The organism is Polynucleobacter sp. es-EL-1 (assembly GCF_018687975.1).
Lineage (GTDB): Bacteria > Pseudomonadota > Gammaproteobacteria > Burkholderiales > Burkholderiaceae > Polynucleobacter.
In genome coordinates this window covers 1,659,152-1,675,943 of record NZ_CP061310.1, presented here as the reverse complement: position 1 = coordinate 1,675,943, position 16,792 = coordinate 1,659,152, and the positions used below count along the sequence as shown (strand labels likewise).

Annotated in this window: 17 protein-coding genes and 1 tRNA gene; 17 read left to right on the top strand and 1 reads right to left on the bottom strand. The window is 44.6% G+C overall.

Features of this window, described 5'->3' with window-relative positions; translation table 11 throughout:
- The first annotated feature begins 22 nt into the window (after nucleotides 1-22).
- The 3 genes from FD974_RS08540 (at nucleotide 23) to FD974_RS08530 (ending at nucleotide 3,696) form a co-directional block, all read left to right on the top strand.
- A complete protein-coding gene (locus FD974_RS08540) occupies nucleotides 23-547 on the top strand; it encodes a TRAP transporter small permease subunit (protein WP_251374579.1) in 525 nt (174 codons plus the stop codon).
- Nucleotides 540-1,865, top strand: coding sequence for a TRAP transporter large permease subunit (locus FD974_RS08535; protein ID WP_215364255.1), 1,326 nt, complete (start codon nucleotides 540-542; stop codon nucleotides 1,863-1,865). Before FD974_RS08540 ends, FD974_RS08535 begins: the two co-directional genes overlap by 8 nt.
- 160 nt (nucleotides 1,866-2,025) lie before the next feature.
- Nucleotides 2,026-3,696, top strand: a complete 1,671-nt coding sequence (locus tag FD974_RS08530; RefSeq protein ID WP_215364254.1) for an MFS transporter — start codon at nucleotides 2,026-2,028, stop codon at nucleotides 3,694-3,696.
- Between the two features lie 63 nt (nucleotides 3,697-3,759).
- Here FD974_RS08530 and FD974_RS08525 read toward each other — a convergent pair whose 3' ends face one another.
- The gene (locus FD974_RS08525; protein WP_215364253.1) at nucleotides 3,760-4,371 is read right to left on the bottom strand and encodes an MOSC domain-containing protein; all 612 of its coding nucleotides are present in this window, start codon (nucleotides 4,369-4,371) and stop codon (nucleotides 3,760-3,762) included.
- A gap of 43 nt (nucleotides 4,372-4,414) precedes the next feature.
- Here FD974_RS08525 and FD974_RS08520 point away from each other — a divergent pair, with 43 nt between their 5' ends.
- From FD974_RS08520 to FD974_RS08455, 14 genes are all read left to right on the top strand, one after another.
- Nucleotides 4,415-4,825 carry a hypothetical protein gene (locus FD974_RS08520; protein WP_215364251.1) on the top strand — a complete coding sequence of 137 codons (411 nt, stop codon included), beginning with the start codon at nucleotides 4,415-4,417 and terminating at the stop codon, nucleotides 4,823-4,825.
- Between the two features lie 110 nt (nucleotides 4,826-4,935).
- Complete coding sequence (locus FD974_RS08515; protein ID WP_215364249.1) at nucleotides 4,936-5,589, top strand: VTT domain-containing protein; 654 nt, start codon at nucleotides 4,936-4,938, stop codon at nucleotides 5,587-5,589.
- 40 nt (nucleotides 5,590-5,629) lie between these two features.
- A tRNA-Met gene (locus FD974_RS08510) sits at nucleotides 5,630-5,706 on the top strand.
- A 64-nt stretch (nucleotides 5,707-5,770) separates the two neighbouring features.
- On the top strand, nucleotides 5,771-6,301 hold the full coding sequence (locus tag FD974_RS08505) for a DUF2878 domain-containing protein (RefSeq protein ID WP_215364248.1): 531 nt from the start codon (nucleotides 5,771-5,773) through the stop codon (nucleotides 6,299-6,301).
- A gap of 121 nt (nucleotides 6,302-6,422) precedes the next feature.
- Nucleotides 6,423-7,505 carry a recombinase RecA gene (recA, locus tag FD974_RS08500; protein ID WP_371817139.1) on the top strand — a complete coding sequence of 361 codons (1,083 nt, stop codon included), beginning with the start codon at nucleotides 6,423-6,425 and terminating at the stop codon, nucleotides 7,503-7,505.
- Nucleotides 7,506-7,512: 7 nt separating this feature from the next.
- A complete protein-coding gene (locus tag FD974_RS08495; RefSeq protein ID WP_215364244.1) occupies nucleotides 7,513-8,049 on the top strand; it encodes a RecX family transcriptional regulator in 537 nt (178 codons plus the stop codon).
- Between the two features lie 178 nt (nucleotides 8,050-8,227).
- Nucleotides 8,228-9,397 (top strand): ADP-forming succinate--CoA ligase subunit beta, encoded by a 1,170-nt coding sequence (sucC, locus tag FD974_RS08490; RefSeq protein ID WP_215364242.1) that lies wholly within the window; start codon nucleotides 8,228-8,230, stop codon nucleotides 9,395-9,397.
- Between the two features lie 15 nt (nucleotides 9,398-9,412).
- Nucleotides 9,413-10,306, top strand: a complete 894-nt coding sequence (sucD, locus tag FD974_RS08485; protein ID WP_215364240.1) for a succinate--CoA ligase subunit alpha — start codon at nucleotides 9,413-9,415, stop codon at nucleotides 10,304-10,306.
- Nucleotides 10,307-10,388: 82 nt separating this feature from the next.
- Nucleotides 10,389-11,087 carry a TerC family protein gene (locus FD974_RS08480; protein WP_215364239.1) on the top strand — a complete coding sequence of 233 codons (699 nt, stop codon included), beginning with the start codon at nucleotides 10,389-10,391 and terminating at the stop codon, nucleotides 11,085-11,087.
- A 110-nt stretch (nucleotides 11,088-11,197) separates the two neighbouring features.
- Nucleotides 11,198-11,713 (top strand): pilin, encoded by a 516-nt coding sequence (locus FD974_RS08475; protein ID WP_215364238.1) that lies wholly within the window; start codon nucleotides 11,198-11,200, stop codon nucleotides 11,711-11,713.
- Nucleotides 11,714-11,837: 124 nt separating this feature from the next.
- Entirely contained in the window at nucleotides 11,838-13,760 is a 1,923-nt protein-coding gene (locus FD974_RS08470) for a DUF294 nucleotidyltransferase-like domain-containing protein (protein ID WP_215364237.1), read from the top strand.
- A 3-nt stretch (nucleotides 13,761-13,763) separates the two neighbouring features.
- Entirely contained in the window at nucleotides 13,764-14,414 is a 651-nt protein-coding gene (locus FD974_RS08465) for a 3'-5' exonuclease (protein WP_215364236.1), read from the top strand.
- 242 nt (nucleotides 14,415-14,656) lie between these two features.
- Nucleotides 14,657-14,917 (top strand): DUF4212 domain-containing protein, encoded by a 261-nt coding sequence (locus FD974_RS08460; protein ID WP_215364235.1) that lies wholly within the window; start codon nucleotides 14,657-14,659, stop codon nucleotides 14,915-14,917.
- 12 nt (nucleotides 14,918-14,929) lie between these two features.
- On the top strand, nucleotides 14,930-16,735 hold the full coding sequence (locus tag FD974_RS08455) for a sodium:solute symporter family protein (RefSeq protein ID WP_215364232.1): 1,806 nt from the start codon (nucleotides 14,930-14,932) through the stop codon (nucleotides 16,733-16,735).
- Nucleotides 16,736-16,792 lie beyond the last annotated feature (57 nt).

The following is a 16,792-nucleotide window of genomic DNA, read 5'->3' as shown; positions in this document are numbered from 1 at the left end:
ATCATTTAAGTTAGGAATATCAGTGCATCCTTTGTTACTAAAAATCGCATTGCGTATCGAAGGCTTAATTGATTTCACTGGCAAGGCCACGTCTTACGTGGCCTTGGCCATTGTGGGATTAATAACAGTCAACGTTTTTTTACGCTACACCATGAGCATTGGTTCGGTGTGGGCACAAGAGCTTGAGTGGCATCTTTTGGCAGCATTAATTTTGTTCGGCATGAGTTATGCCTTGTTACGTGGGGACAATGTTCGGGTAGATTTGTTCTACGCCAATTACTCGCCTAAGACAAAATATCGAGTAGATATTCTTTCGGCAGTCCTCACAATCATTGTGGCACTTCTTTATATCTATTTATCCTCCTCATATGTGGCGCAGTCATTTTCGATTGGGGAAATGTCGCCCGATCCGGGAGGTATTCCCTATCGCTGGATAGTGAAGGGATTGATTCCAATCGGCTTTATTTTGCTGGCATTGCAAGGTATCGGTGAGTTATGCCGCGTCATCCTGAATGGCTACAGTAGCAAAGGAGGTCAGCATGTTTGATATGCATGTAATGGCCATCTTCATGCTCATTGGTTTTTTCATCTTATTGATGATTGGTGTTCCGGTTGCAATTACTTTGGCAACGGTCGGTTTTGTATTTGGATTTTTAGGATTTGGAACCTCTCTCTTTAACTTGTTACCTGCCAGAGTGTTTGGAATTGTGGCGGGCTATCAATGGCTTGCAATCCCCTTGTTTATCTTTATGGGAATCATGCTGGAAAAATCCCGGCTAGCAGATGATTTGCTAGATGTGATCGGACATATTGCTGGTGGTGTTAAGGGTGGTATGGCTGTAGGGATTATTTTGTTCGGAGCTTTAATGGGTGCCACCACGGGTATTGTTGGTGCTACTGTCATTACCTTGGGTTTATTAACACTTCCAACCTTAATACGGCGCGGCTATAACAAGAGTATTGCTTGCGGTGCAATTTGCGCTTCAGGTACTTTAGGTCAAATCATTCCGCCTAGCTTAATTTTGATTTTGCTTTCCGACATCATGCAACTCTCGGTTGGCACACTATTTGCTGCTGCAGTTGGTCCAGGACTGATTCTTGTAGTGGTCTACATAGTATTTATTTTGGTTTTAGGTTGGCTTAAGCCTGACTTAATGCCGCCCATTCCAAAAGAAGAGCGTAGTCGCGTTTCCGGAAAAGAGCTTTGGGTTCGTTTTTGGAAAGTCGTGGTTCCGCCAATCATGCTGGTAGTCGCTGTATTGGGCTCTATTGTTGGTGGTGTTGCTGCGCCAACTGAAGCTGCTGCTATGGGTGCAGTCGGCTCTATCTTGGTAACTTTCTTATCTGGACGCTTTAAATGGGAAATTTTGAAACAGGTCGCCATAGATACCACGAAGATTAGCGCCTTAATGATGTTCATTCTGATTTGTGCACAAGTCTTTGCCTTATCTTTTAGGGGGCTCAATGGTGAAGAATTAATCTCTGGCATGTTCGAGGTGATACCAGGCGGCATTAATAGCGACATCTGGTTCATGCTGCTTCTCATCTTTGTCCTTGGATTTTTTATTGAGTGGATTGAAATTAGCTACATTGCCGTACCTTTGTTCCTCCCTGTTCTTTTGGCGCAAGGTGCAGATCCCGTTTGGATAGCAATGATGATTACGGTTTGTTTGCAATCATCATTCTTAACGCCACCATTTGGTTGGGCACTCTTTTATCTCAAAGGAGTTGCACCACCTGAAGTCAAAATTAGAGACTTATATATTGGGGTGTTGCCTTTCTTATTCATGCAAGGGGTGGCCTTATTCCTCGTATTTTATTACCCACAAATTTCACTGTGGTTGCCCAAGGCAATTGGTTGGTAGCGATGATTAAGAAAAAGAAAAGAAGAGGCCAGGCCTCTTCTTTTTTTGCCTAGAATTTATTTTTTCTTGATGGGGAGTTACCCTAATTCTCTGATTCTTATGCGAATTTTCCAGAGATAATCTGCACCTCATATTTAAAAAAATCATTAGGAATTAGGAGATGTCACGATCAGCCAAGGTCACGCCGATGACCGCCGAAGAACGCAAAGTGATTTTTGCTTCATCTTTAGGAACGGTTTTTGAGTGGTATGACTTTTATCTTTATGGTTCATTAGCTGCGATCATTGCTAAGCAGTTTTTTTCTGGACTAGATGATGGTTCGGCATTTATCTTTGCCTTGTTAGCTTTTGCTGCAGGCTTTATCGTAAGACCATTTGGCGCCCTAGTATTTGGCCGACTGGGTGATCTCATTGGCCGTAAGTACACCTTCTTAGTCACCATTATGTTGATGGGTGTTTCAACCTTTGTTGTTGGTATCTTGCCAAATTACGCCTCGATTGGTGTTGCTGCCCCAGTAATCTTGATTGCCCTGAGGATGCTGCAAGGCTTAGCGTTGGGTGGCGAATATGGTGGCGCAGCAACCTATGTGGCAGAACATGCACCACATGGTCGTCGTGGCGCATACACCTCTTGGATTCAGACTACCGCTACCTTAGGTTTGTTTCTATCTCTATTGGTCATCTTGGTTACGCGTGAGCTAACTGGCTCCAACTTTGAAGTTTGGGGATGGCGTATTCCATTCGTGCTATCCATTGCATTGCTTGGTATTTCTGTTTGGATTCGTTTATCCATGAATGAGTCCCCGGCTTTCAAGAAGATGAAACAAGAGGGTCGCTTATCCAAGGCGCCTTTGACTGAGTCTTTTGCGCAGTGGAAAAATTTGAAAATTGTCCTCTTAGCATTGTTTGGTTTGGTAGCTGGTCAGGCAGTTGTTTGGTATACCGGCCAGTTTTATGCCTTGTTCTACCTTACCCAGGTGCTCAAAGTCGACGCCATGAATGCCAATCTTTTGATCGCTGCCGCTCTAGTGATTGGCACCCCATTCTTTGTGATCTTTGGAACTTTATCGGACAAGATTGGTCGCAAGGTCATCATTATGGGTGGTCTGTTATTGGCTGTGGTTACTTATATTCCCAATACCCCAGTATCGGTATTTAATGCCTTAACCCATTTTGCAAATCCGGCTTTAGAAAAAGCCATGATTACCTCACCAGCAACCATTACTGCTGATTTAAATGAGTGCAGCTTTCAATTTAATCCTACGGGCACCGCTAAATTTACAAGCTCATGCGATATAGCCAAACAGGTGATGGCATCAAACTCAGCGAGTTACACCACGATTCCTGGAGCAGCAGGAAGTGCGGCGATTGTCAAAATTGGGGATACAGAGATTGCGGCCTATTCTGCAAAAGGATTGACTGCAGATGAGATTAAGGTAAGGGATGCTGAATTTAGAAGTGCAATTCGTAATGCCCTAAATGAAGCGGGGTATCCGGTAAAAGCTAATTCTGAGGAAATTAGTTATCTCCCAGTACTGTTGTTGTTGGTTTACTTGGTGATTTTGGTGACCATGGTGTATGGACCAATTGCAGCTATGCTTGTGGAGATGTTCCCCACCCGTATTAGATACACCTCGATGTCTTTGCCCTACCACATAGGTAATGGTTGGTTTGGCGGTTTATTGCCAACGATTTCATTTGCCTTGGTAGCGCAGAATGGAAATATTTACTATGGCCTTTGGTACCCAATCGTCATCGCTGCAATTACATTAGTGATTGGTACCTTGTTTATTCGCGAGACAAGAGATGTTGATATTTATGCAAACGATTAGATTATTTTTCGCCTGATAAAGAACAGCCCGATCACCGAGTGGTCGGGTTTTTTATTGCCAACATTAATCCCAAAGATCTTGTTGATTACCGCGATTAAAGAGAGCCTTATTTTGACTGGCTATTGAGGTAATTCTTTGGCCTGGTGTGATGGTAATAGAGGCGCCAGCTATTAATGTTCCGGGTTGGGTGACACGTAAGTACCAACCACTTTTACCTGATTGCAGCATAGCCTTGGCTGCGCCCTTGTATTTCATCTTGGCATTGAACTTAAAGCAAGGCTCTCTGAGTTTGACAACTGTAAATTCAAGATCGCCAATGCTCATCTTGTCACCTACAAATACTTCATGCTCAAGAAGTCCTTCGATAGTGAAGTTCTCGCCCATAGAGCCATGTTGGAGATTGACTACTTGTTTAGTTTCTCTGGTAAGGAGTTCATTCCAAAAAGCATAGTGCTCCATGGGATAAACATAAATCGCTTTCTCAAGACCACCATGCACCGATAAATCCGCTTGCTCGTCACCCACAACCCCTAAGGGTTTAATTTCCACTGGACTTGCTTGGCTGGGCGTACTCACCGGCTTTTTATGAATTGCAGAAGCTACGCTTGAGTAGTCGGGATGATTTAATCCAAACAAGGGGCCTGCTTTGCCAAGGGAGATGGATAGTAGTCGCATATGAAATGGCTGATAAGATAAAGCAATCTCTTAAAGAAGGTCAATGATGCAACTGTATAGGATCGTAGCGCTAGCCACCCTGAGTATTTTGATGAGTCAACCCGCAATAGCAAAGTGGGATGAAGAGCGTGATGTCACTAAAAATGGCAAAGAGGAGCTCGTTTACTACTATAAGACGAATGAGCAAGGTCAAAAACTGGTACTCGATAAATACATTAAGCGGCTCATCTTTATTCAATCGGACCGTTTACATAAGCGCACTATTCGATTGATTAAGGTCGATGGTCAGCCTATTGAAGTAATGAGTGATCCATTTTCTCGATACCCAGAGCAAACTGCCATTATTTTTGAAAATAAGGATGAGGTTCTGAAAAAACTCTTTCTAGCAAAGAACATTGAGGTTTTTGTCCGCTACAACCGGGATGAAGGGGTGAGTAGCTTTCAAATCAAGTAGTTTGCAGAAAGTAATATCTAGTGACTGGATATGGCTTTCTTTAGAATAGAGCCCTAAGGCTTGTGCCAAGCGTTATTTCAATTGCATTTCCCAAACAACTTGGAGTCCCTTTGGATTTTTCCTATCTCATCGATTTGTTTTTGCACCTCGATAAAAATCTGGCCTTAGTTGCCAACCAATGGGGCGTTTGGATTTATGCCCTGTTGTTTGCGATTATTTTTGTAGAAACTGGTCTAGTAGTCATGCCTTTTTTACCGGGCGACTCATTGTTATTTGTTGCTGGAGCCATTGCCGCAGTGGGTGGTTTGGATTTGGTAGCGCTGATGGCATTGCTTACCGCCGCTGCCGTGATGGGGGACGCGCTCAATTACTCCATTGGCCGAACGATTGGCAATCGAGTTTTTTCATGGGAAAACTCACGCTGGTTTAATCGCAATGCCTTTGATAAAGCACATGCCTTTTATGAGAAATATGGCCCAATCACCATCGTTTTAGGGCGTTTTATGCCATTTATTCGCACTTTTGCTCCATTTGTGGCGGGGGTGGCGCACATGCGGTATTCCGTCTTTGTTTTCTATAACGTTATTGGCGGTATTGTTTGGGTTTGCAGTCTGACAAGTCTTGGCTTCTTGATTGGTGACCACCCTTGGGTGAAGAGCAATTTCTCCTTGGTAGCCCTAGCGATGATTGTGATTCCAGGTCTGCCAGCCCTCTGGATTTTCGTGAAAGAGGTCTATAAAAAGCTCTTCTCACGCGCTAAATAAAATTGATCGACTTAGCCAAATAAGCTAGAATCCCAACTTCGGCGAATTAGCTCAGCTGGTTAGAGCGACGGAATCATAATCCGCAGGTCCGGGGTTCAAATCCCTGATTCGCCACCACATTATTAGGCCATTGCCCAGCGGCAGTGGCCTTTTTCTTGGGTAACTTGCTTGGGTTTAAGCGATGGCTAAATTTTGGAACTTTGTACTTTTCCAGTTGGGTTGGTTTGCCTGTGTCATTGGGGCTGCTAATCAGCAGGTGTTTTGGCCTGTAGTAGTCACCTTACTCTATCTTGCTATTCATATTTGGCGCTCTGATCAAGCAGCATTGGAGATGAACCTCCTATTGAAGGCTGCTATATACGGAGTGTGCGCTGACTCACTTATTTCCTTATCAGGATTTTTGGTCTTTGAAGATGCGTGGCCAAGCCAGTATTTATCGCCAATTTGGATGTGGACGCTCTGGGCTTTAGTCGCGAGCACTATAAATGGGTCACTAACTTGGTTGCGCGGCAGACCCATCTTGGGTGCGGTACTAGGCGCTATTGCAGGCCCCATGTCTTATGAGGCAGGTATCAGGATGGGCGCGGGTGGATGGGGACCAAACGGACAGGTTGGCGGTCTCATATTGCTGGCCATTGTTTGGGGAGCCGCTATTCCACTATTTTTCTACTGGGATCGCGTCAGAACGGCCCCAAGCAAAAATCAGCCATAAGGCTTAAAAAGTTCCTTGCAAATAGTACTGTTTTTATATACAGTAACTTCTAAGTTGTTAAAAAGTACAGAATCTTCGGGAAAAAGCCCAATACATAGCGAAAAGGAATTAAAAAATGGCCTTGGATGATAAGAAAAAATCAGCCTCATCAGAGTTTGACGGCATGAGTGGGGACAAGCAAAAGGCCTTAACTGCGGCCTTGGCACAAATTGAAAAGCAATTCGGTAAAGGCTCAATCATGCGATTGGGCGACGCAGAGATACATCAAGATATTCAAGTCGTTTCCAGTGGTTCATTAGGTTTAGATATTGCGCTAGGAGTAGGTGGGTTGGCGCGCGGCCGTGTCATTGAAATTTATGGGCCAGAGTCATCAGGAAAAACAACACTGACTTTGCACGCGATTGCAGAAATGCAAAAGATCGGCGGCACCTGTGCATTTATTGATGCTGAGCATGCGCTGGATGTGCAATACGCGTCACGCCTAGGTGTTGATGTGAATAATCTGTTGATTTCACAACCAGATACTGGCGAGCAAGCATTGGAAATTGCCGATGCATTAGTGCGGTCAGGTTCAATTGACTTAATCGTGATTGACTCAGTAGCAGCCTTGGTACCAAGAGCGGAGATTGAGGGCGACATGGGCGATTCATTGCCTGGCTTGCAGGCTCGCTTGATGAGTCAGGCCTTACGTAAATTGACTGGTGCAATTAAGCGTACTAATACAACAGTGATCTTTATTAACCAGATTCGAATGAAGATTGGTGTGATGTTCGGTTCCCCTGAAACCACGACTGGCGGTAATGCATTGAAGTTCTATGCCTCGATGCGTTTAGATATTCGTCGCATTGGTAGCATCAAGAAGGGCGATGAGGTAGTGGGTAATGAGACTCGCGTGAAGGTAGTCAAGAACAAGGTTTCTCCTCCGTTCCGTGAAGCAATCTTTGACATCATGTATGGCGCTGGAATCTCAAGAGAGGGTGAAATCATTGATATGGGCGTAGAGGCGGATATCGTTGAAAAGTCAGGTTCTTGGTATAGCTATAACGGTGATCGCATCGGTCAGGGCAAAGATAATGTGCGTGAATTCTTGAAAGAAAACCCAGCCATTGCTCAAGATATCGAAGCCAAGATTCGTGAGAAGTTAGGCGTTAAGGCAGGCACAGCAGTAATTAGTGATGTTGTGAGCGAAGAAGAGGAAGCATAATTTTTCGATGTCGGAATCAGATCTCGACGTAAAACAAGGTAAAAAACAAAGCCCGAGTTTGAAAGCTCGGGCTTTGCGCCTTTTATCGATGCGTGAATATAGTCGCAAGGGCTTAGAAGCCAAGTTGACAGAATCTGCAGCAAAGATCTTGAAGGGTAGTTCTGAATTGCTAGAGGGGGAAGGCATTCCTGCGGCAAAACCTTTGAGTATTCAAATCGAGGAAGTTTTGGATGATTTTGAGGCCAGAGGATGGCTGTCAGACCAGCGTTTTGCACAGTCCTTGGTGCGCAGAAGAAGTGAGCGTTTTGGTGCACGAAAAATTCAAGATGAGTTAGAGCGAGCAGGGGTGGATGCTCAGGAGTCTGCTGAGCTCATCAAGTCATTAAAAGAGACTGAATTTCAAAGGGCGCAAGACCTTTGGCAGAGAAAATTTGGTGTCGTGGCGCAAGAGCAAAAAGAGCGAGCAAGACAATATCGTTTTTTAGCATCTAAGGGCTTTAGCTCTGACGTGGTCTCCAGGGTGGTTGCTGGGCGATCTGCCTAGGGCAATTACGGAGCCAATAACTCCTAGTTGATGCATTGCAGCATGATAGACTTATGAAATCGGGTAAACCGCTGGCTATTTTTTAGTTTTATTCAGCAAAAGTAGGGCTAAAAAAGAAGCTGACTGGTTTTATAAATTCTCATCGCTAGCTAAAAAAAGACACCGTTTCGGAGTAATTATGAAAATTCACGAGTACCAAGGCAAAGAACTATTGCGCCAATTTAATGTGCCTGTTCCAAATGGCATTCCTGCATTCAGTGTGGATGAAGCAATTAAGGCAGCTGAAAAACTAGGTGGTCCAGTGTGGGTTGTGAAAGCACAAATTCATGCAGGTGGTCGCGGTAAAGGTGGCGGCGTGAAATTAGCTCGCAGCATGGACGAAGTGAAAAAGTACGCTTCCGAAATTTTGGGCATGCAGTTGAAGACCCACCAAACTGGGCCAGAAGGTCAGAAAGTGAATCGTCTTTTAATTGAAGATGGCGCTGACATTAAAAAAGAGTATTACTTCAGTATCGTTACTGATCGCGGTACGCAAAAAAATGTGATCATGGCATCTAGTGAAGGTGGCATGGATATCGAAGAGGTTGCTGAATCTCACCCAGAAAAAATTATCAAAGTATTTGTTGATCCAATGGTTGGCTTAACAGATGCTGATTGCGATGTCATTGCAAAGGGAATTGGTGTTCCGGATGCCTCTATTCCGATGGCTCGCGATGTATTTAAAAACCTATACAAAACTTACTGGGATACCGATGCATCATTGGTTGAAATTAACCCATTGATTTTGGAAGGTAATGGCAAGATCAAGGCATTGGATGCCAAGTTCAATTTTGATCCGAATGCTTTATATCGTCATCCTGAAATTGTTGCTTACCGTGACATCGATGAAGAAGATGCAGCTGAAATCGAAGCCTCTAAATTTGATCTGGCCTACATCTCACTTGATGGCAACATTGGTTGTTTAGTTAATGGCGCTGGCTTGGCAATGGCCACCATGGACACGATTAAGTTATTTGGCGGCGAGCCAGCCAACTTCTTGGATGTAGGCGGTGGTGCAACAGCAGAAAAGGTAACTGAGGCATTCAAGATCATGCTCAAGAACAAGAGCGTTGAAGCCATTTTGGTGAACATTTTCGGCGGCATTATGCGCTGTGACGTGATTGCTGATGGTGTCGTTACGGCATGTAAAGCAGTCAATCTCACAGTACCTTTGGTTGTGCGTATGAAGGGAACCAATGAAGACTTAGGCAAGAAGATTCTTGCTGACTCTGGTTTACCAATCATTAGTGCCGATTCAATGGCTGAAGCAGCTACCAAAGTAGTTGCCGCTGTTGCAAAAAACAAATAATCAAGGAATTTCAATATGTCTATTTTGGTAAATAAAAATACACGAGTTATTACTCAAGGTATTACTGGTAAGACTGGCCAGTTCCATACAGAAAAATGTCAAGAATACGCAAACGGTAAAAATTGTTTTGTAGCGGGTGTGAACCCAAAGAAGGCTGGCGAATCTATTTTTAATATTCCTATTTTTGGAACAGTTAAAGAAGCTGCTCAGCAAACTGGCGCTACTACTTCAGTGATTTATGTTCCGCCTCCAGGCGCTGCTGCTGCAATTTGGGAAGCGGTTGAAGCCGACCTCGATTTTGTTATCTGTATTACTGAAGGCATTCCAGTACGCGACATGTTAGAAGTCCGTAACAAGATGCATGCAAAAGAAGCTGCTGGTGGCAAGAAAACATTATTGCTAGGGCCAAATTGCCCTGGAATCATTACCCCTGATGAAATCAAAATCGGCATCATGCCTGGCCATATTCATAAGAAGGGTCGCATTGGCGTTGTTAGCCGTTCCGGTACTCTGACTTATGAGGCTGTAGGCCAGCTCACAGCAATTGGTCTTGGTCAATCGACTGCAGTTGGTATTGGTGGCGACCCTATTAATGGTTTAAAGCACATTGATGTAATGAAGATGTTCAATGAAGATCCAGAAACAGATGCGGTCATCATGATTGGTGAGATCGGTGGTCCAGATGAGGCTGAAGCTGCTCGTTGGTGCAAAGAGAATATGAAAAAGCCAGTAGTTGGTTTTATCGCTGGCGTTACAGCGCCTCCAGGAAAGCGTATGGGCCATGCAGGCGCATTGATTTCAGGTGGAGCTGATACTGCCGATGCTAAGCTAGCCGTTATGGAAGAGTGTGGCTTTAAAGTAACAAAAAATCCATCAGAAATGGCGGCCTTACTGAAAGCCATGTTGTAATTAGGTTTAAGGAAAAGGATGCTCTCCAGCATCCTTTTTTGCAGTACTTAGTAGTTAAAACATAAAAATATAAGAGGATGACATGGAGTTTTTAACAATGCTTGATTGGTCTGTCGTCGCGCAGATCATCTTGATCGATATTCTTTTGGGTGGCGACAATGCAGTAGTGATCGCATTGGCTTGCCGTAATCTACACCCCAATCAGCGTCGTAAAGGTATTTTGTGGGGCACTGCTGGCGCAATTATTCTCCGTATTGTGTTGGTTGCATTTGCCGTCACGCTATTGCAGATCCCATTCTTGAAGTTCGTTGGTGGCCTCTTGCTTCTGTGGATTGGCTACAAGCTAATGGTCGATTCTGGTGGTGAAGAGGAGCATGATCTCCAAGCTCCAGATAAATTATTTGCTGCGATTAAAACCATCATCGTTGCCGATATTGTGATGAGCTTAGATAACGTCTTAGCAATTGCGGGTGCTGCTGGTCAGGTAGATGATCAAGCGCATCAGCTAGGTTATATCGTCTTCGGCTTGTTGGTTTCTGTACCGCTCATCATTGGCGGCAGTCGCATCGTACTGTTCTTAATTGACCGTTTTCCGATTATTGTTACCGCGGGTGCAGGCTTATTGGGCTGGATTGCGGGTGGCATGATCATGTCCGACCCAGGGGTGATGAAGTTCTTCGGCCCTGGAGTAGAGTCATATGGCTTAGTAGCAGGTGCTATTGGTGCGATTGCAGTGATGGGTGCAGGTGAACTGGTTAAGCGTAAACATAAAAAGGCTTAAGCAGCATTTACTAAGTAGCGCATCAAAAATCAGACCAATCTGATAGCAGCATGCCCCTAGAAGAATGGCTCTATGTAGGATCATAGGGTGATTTAACTAGGGGTTTTTACATGGAAAATACTGTTTCAATTAGTCGCGTGGTTCAAGCAAGAGATGCTGGCTTTACCCTGATAGAGGTGATGGTGGTGGTTGCCATCATTGGTATCTTGGTCGCAGTAGCAGTTCCAAAGTATCAGGACTACATCGCCCGCAGCCGGATTGTGGAGGGTTTAAATCTTGCCTCAGCAGCTAAGCTTGCTGTAACAGAGACATTTTCTAGTCGAGGCACAGTAGCGATGGACGAGGCAACTCAAGGATCTTTCGTTTTTGCTCCTACCCGTAGTGTGAAGTTAATTGAAATTGATCCTTCAGGAGCGATTGCGATTGACTATCAAGCTAACGTGGCCCCTGCTGGGAAAAATACTTTGTATCTCATTCCCACTAATGAACCAGATGCCATTATTCCCAGGGCAATCGATTTATCAAAGCCTGAGGGATCATCGTGGGCCGGGGGGTGGTCCTGTAGAAGTGCTGAGACTAACTTAGCCTCCCAATTGCTACCCGCTGAGTGTCGTTTAAGTAAGTAGTCATCACTAGGGCTTAAATAAAGCCCCCAGTTGAGGTTTGGGTATGAAGGGCCCACTTATTTGATTAGAGTCAAATAAGTGGGCCCATTGCTATAGACAGCGCCCATGTGACACGCTAAATTGAATGATTAAAGAGAAGTTAAAGACCGAGGATGCCTTGAAGAAAACTAGCCCATCACGTAGTTTGATTGTGAACCTGACCCAGCAGATGATGCAGGTTCTGCCGTTTTCTGAAATGAAGCCTGAGCATGTCGATTTTTTCATTGAAAACTCGCAAGAAGAGTATTTCGCGCCAGATGAAGTCTTTCTGTCTCCTCAAAGCCCCCCTGTAAACCGTTTATTTTTTATTCGTAAGGGCGGCGTAGTGTCACGTCGGGGTCTTTCTAATGAGGCGGGAGAGGCGCATGAGATTGAAGCGGGAGAGCTTTTTCCAGTGAGTGCTGCAATGGCGGGGCGCTCTCCAACTGCAACCTATGCGGCGATTGGAGATTGCTTCTGTTTAAGTATTTCTACAGACGTCATGAGGCGCTTGGCAGAAATGTCGCCGCAGTTTGCCGACTTTTTAAGTCAAAGCATTATGAGATTTTTAGAGCGCTCATGGCAGGTATTGCAAAGAACCTATACCTCTCAAATCTTTTCTGAACAATCTTTAGAAACACCACTTGGTGAGCTGCCTCGTAAAAAGCCATTGTGTGTCTCGCCCGATACGAGCATTAAAGAAGCTTTGACGATGATGCATGAGCGCAGAGTTGGATCTATCTTGGTAAGTAATGCAGAGGAAGGTTTAGTGGGCATCCTGACTCGATACGACATTTTGGGAAGGGTCACCATTCCCCAGATTGATGTGAACCTGCCGATTAAAGAGGTGATGACCAAAGGGGTGAAGTCTTTAACGATTCGGGATAGCGCTCAGGATGCCGCATTAATATTTTTACAGCTGGGCATACGTCATATTCCAGTGATGGATGGTAATGAGGTGGTGAACATTCTCTCGGAGAGAGATTTGTTTGCGATGCAGCGACTCTCGCTTAAACATATCAGCATGTCGATTCGTTCTGCGCCTGATTTAGCAAGCGTAGCGCTCTGTGCAAAAGATATTCGTCGTTTTGCTAAGAACTTGATTGGTCAGGGAGTCCAAGCGAAGCAATTAACTCGATTGATTAGCGATTTGAATGATCTAGTGTGTGACAGATTGATTGAGCTCTATGCACATCAACACAATATTGATATGAAGAGTTTTGCTTGGATTGCACTGGGCTCTGAGGGTCGCTCTGAGCAAACGATTGCAACCGATCAAGACAATGCTTTGGTGTTTTCTGGAGAAGCTAGTGACGCAGTACGCGAGAAGTATGTTGCTTTTGCTTTGGATGTGAATAAGGCCTTAGACGTTTGTGGCTACCCATTGTGCAAAGGCAATGTGATGGCAAGTAATCCCAAAATTTGTTTGAGTGAGGCCGAGTGGAATCGTAAATTTGCGCACTGGATTGATGAGGGTTCGGGAGAAAATTTATTAAATGCCAGCATTTACTTTGACTTTAGGCGCATTGCAGGCAATCCCGACTTACTTCTCAAGATGAAGGAAATCATTCTGACGCATGCTCCTCGCAATCTGCGTTTTCTGAAGCAGTTGGCAGACAATTCATTACGCATGAAGGTACCTATCACTTGGCATGGCGGTTTAGATACGATTAAGCTCGATGGTAAGCAATGTATTGATTTGAAAAAACATGGCACTGCAATCTTGGTAGATGCTGCACGTATCTATGCATTAGCAAATGCTATTCCGGAAACCAATACGAGAGAGCGTCTCATTGCTGTGGGTCAAACTTTAAAAGTTCCGGAAGCAGAGTACATGTCTTGGGTTACTGCATTTGAGTATCTGCAGATGCTGCGTTTATCCATTCAAATTGATGGACATGAAATTGATGGCAATCCAAATGCTATTGAACTTAATAGCTTGAACAATATTGATCGACGTATTTTGAAAGAATCACTGAGCGTTACCAGAAACTTCCAGCAGCGCCTTGAGCGTTCGTTTGGGCAATAAGGTATGAAGATTGATTGGATTAAGGGCTTATGGGGCAGGGCGCCCATGGATCCCTACCGCTGGGTGGTTTTGGATGTTGAGACGACGGGTTTAAATACCCGCAAAGCTAGCTTGATAGAAATTGCTGCTGTTTCTCTTCACTTAGATCCCATTACGCAGAATCTCAAAATTGATTTAGCCGATAGCTTTGAGGTGGTTCTCAAGCAACAAACTACTAAAACTTCGAACAAAGAAAACATCCTGCTCCACGGAATTGGAGTGGATGCTCAAAAGAGCGGAGAGGATCCAGTAGCGGCCTTGCTGAAGTTTGAGGAGTGGATCGGCACTTCCCCCCTATTTGCCTTTCATGCCGTGTTTGATGAGGCCATGATTCAAAAAACCTTCAAGCAATATCTGGGACGTAAGCTCAACAATGCTTGGATTGATATTGAGCCATTGGTAGCCAAGTGCCATCCTGAGGTCAAGGCGAAATATATGGACGACTGGATGCAGTTTTTAGGAATTGAGTGTGCAGTACGTCATCAAGCTGCTGCAGATACTTTCGCCACTGCTGAAATCATGATGCAGATTTGGCCATTATTAAGAGCGCATGCCCATTCAATTGAAGAAATTGAGGAATTGGAGAAGCGCCTCAGAAAGTTGCCGCGTCACTAATAAATCATGCGCTATCCCTGAAGGGCTGGGGTTTAACTCAATTAAGTGCTTGTTTTTTATAAAGAAATCAGGGGTTTATACCTAGTATTTTTTAGGGTTAATACTAGTTATTTCTTTTGGCAATTCCCACGATATTAGCGATTAATGATAAATGGCTGCGTATTTTTGTAGTCATTGATCGGATAGGACTCTGGGGAAACCTGGAATTATGGTTATAACTAAAGCGATTCTCTGGAGGGAATATGCAACATTCTCATGACGCTCACGGCTACTGGAAAGCTACCCTGAGTTTATTGACTAAGATCCTGATTGTTTGGTTCCTAGTTTCTTTCGGCGCCGGCATTTTATTTGTCGAACAAATGAATGCAATCAGTCTTGGTGGATACCCACTTGGATTTTGGTTTGCTCAACAAGGTTCCTTAGTGATCTTTATCGCCTTAATTTGGTGGTACAAGGGCAGTATGGGCAAGATTGATCGTCAGTTCGACGTTCACGAAGACTAACAGGAGATTTTCATGGAATTACAAACAACTATATATCTCATGGTTGGTCTGAGCTTTGCGCTCTATATCGGTATTGCGATATGGGCACGTGCAGGCTCTACTAGCGAGTTCTACGTTGCCGGTGGTGACGTTAATCCCGTAATGAATGGTATGGCGACAGCTGCTGACTGGATGTCTGCTGCTTCCTTCATCTCCATGGCTGGCTTGATTTCCAATATGGGCTACGGTGGCGGTCTCTTCCTCATGGGTTGGACTGGCGGCTACGTTCTGTTGGCACTTTTGCTTGCTCCTTACCTGCGTAAGTTCGGTAAGTTCACAGTTCCACAGTTCATTGGCGATCGCTTCTACTCGAAGACAGCGTCTACAGTGGCAGTTCTGTGCTTACTCGTAGCTTCTTTAACTTACATTATTGGTCAGATGACTGGTGTAGGTATCGCATTTGCCCGCTTTCTGGAAGTTTCTAAGGAAACTGGTATTTATGTCGGTATGGCGATCGTGTTTGCGTACGCTGTGTTCGGTGGTATGAAAGGTATTACTTATACCCAAGTTGCACAGTATTGCGTATTGATCGTTGCTTACATCGTTCCAGCTGTCTACATTTCTTTGGCGTTGACTGGTGTAGCAATTCCACAAATTGGTTTAGGTTCTAACTTAACTGGCCAAGACGTTTCTTTGTTAGCGCGTCTTGACCAAGTGGTAACCGAGATTGGTTTTGGTCAGTACACCACCGCTGTGGCTGGTAGCAAACTCAATATGTTTGTGTACACACTCTCATTGATGATTGGTACTGCTGGTTTGCCACACGTAATCATGCGCTTCTTTACTGTGAAAACAGTTGCTGATGCACGTTCATCTGCTGGTTGGGCATTGATCTTTATTGCTGCTTTGTACACAACAGCTCCTGCTGTTGCTGCAATGGCAAAGTACAACTTGATTGCAACAGTGAATACTGCTGTAGCAAGCAAGGGTGATATGTTTGCTCCTGAGGCAAGTATCAAAGCTGATGATCGTCCAGCATGGATGGCTCGTTGGGAAAAAACTGGCTTGTTGAAGTGGCAAGATAAAAATGGTGACGGTCGTGTTCAGTACTACAACGACAAAACCAAGAATCAAGCTGTTCTTGACAAAGCAAATGCTGCAGGCTGGAAAGGCAACGAGTTGACAGTGAATGCTGACATCATCGTGTTGGCTAATCCTGAAATTGCGATGTTGCCAAACTGGGTTATTGGTTTGGTTGCAGCGGGTGGTTTGGCTGCGGCGCTTTCTACAGCGGCTGGTTTGTTGATGGCGATTTCTGCTGCGATTTCTCATGACTTGGTGAAGAACGTATTTATGCCAGAGATCAGTGAGAAGGGTGAGTTGATGACCGGTAAGATTGCAATGGCGGTATCTATCGTAGTAGCGGGTTACTTGGGTCTTAATCCACCAGGATTCGCGGCGGGTACTGTGGCGTTAGCGTTCGGTATTGCTGCTAGCTCATTGTTCCCTGCAATCATGATGGGTATTTTCTCTAAGAAGATGAATAAAGAAGGTGCTATTGCCGGTATGCTTGCTGGTCTTGGCATTACTTTGTTCTATGTGTTCGCACACAAAGGTATCTTCTTCATCAAGGGCACTGAGTATCTTGGTCTCATTGGTGGTGCGAATAGCTTCTTTGGCATTACTCCAGAAGCCTTCGGTGCAGTTGGTGCAGGCGTGAACTTTATCGTAGCGTTCTTAGTTGATAAATTCACTGCAGAGCCACCAGCACACATCCAGGCAATGGTTGAAGCTGTACGTATTCCACGTGGTTCAAAAGCAGTAGATGGCGCACACTAATTAGCGTGCATGTCATTGTCGGTACTAGCTCGCTAGTGCCGGCTAATAAAAAAGGCC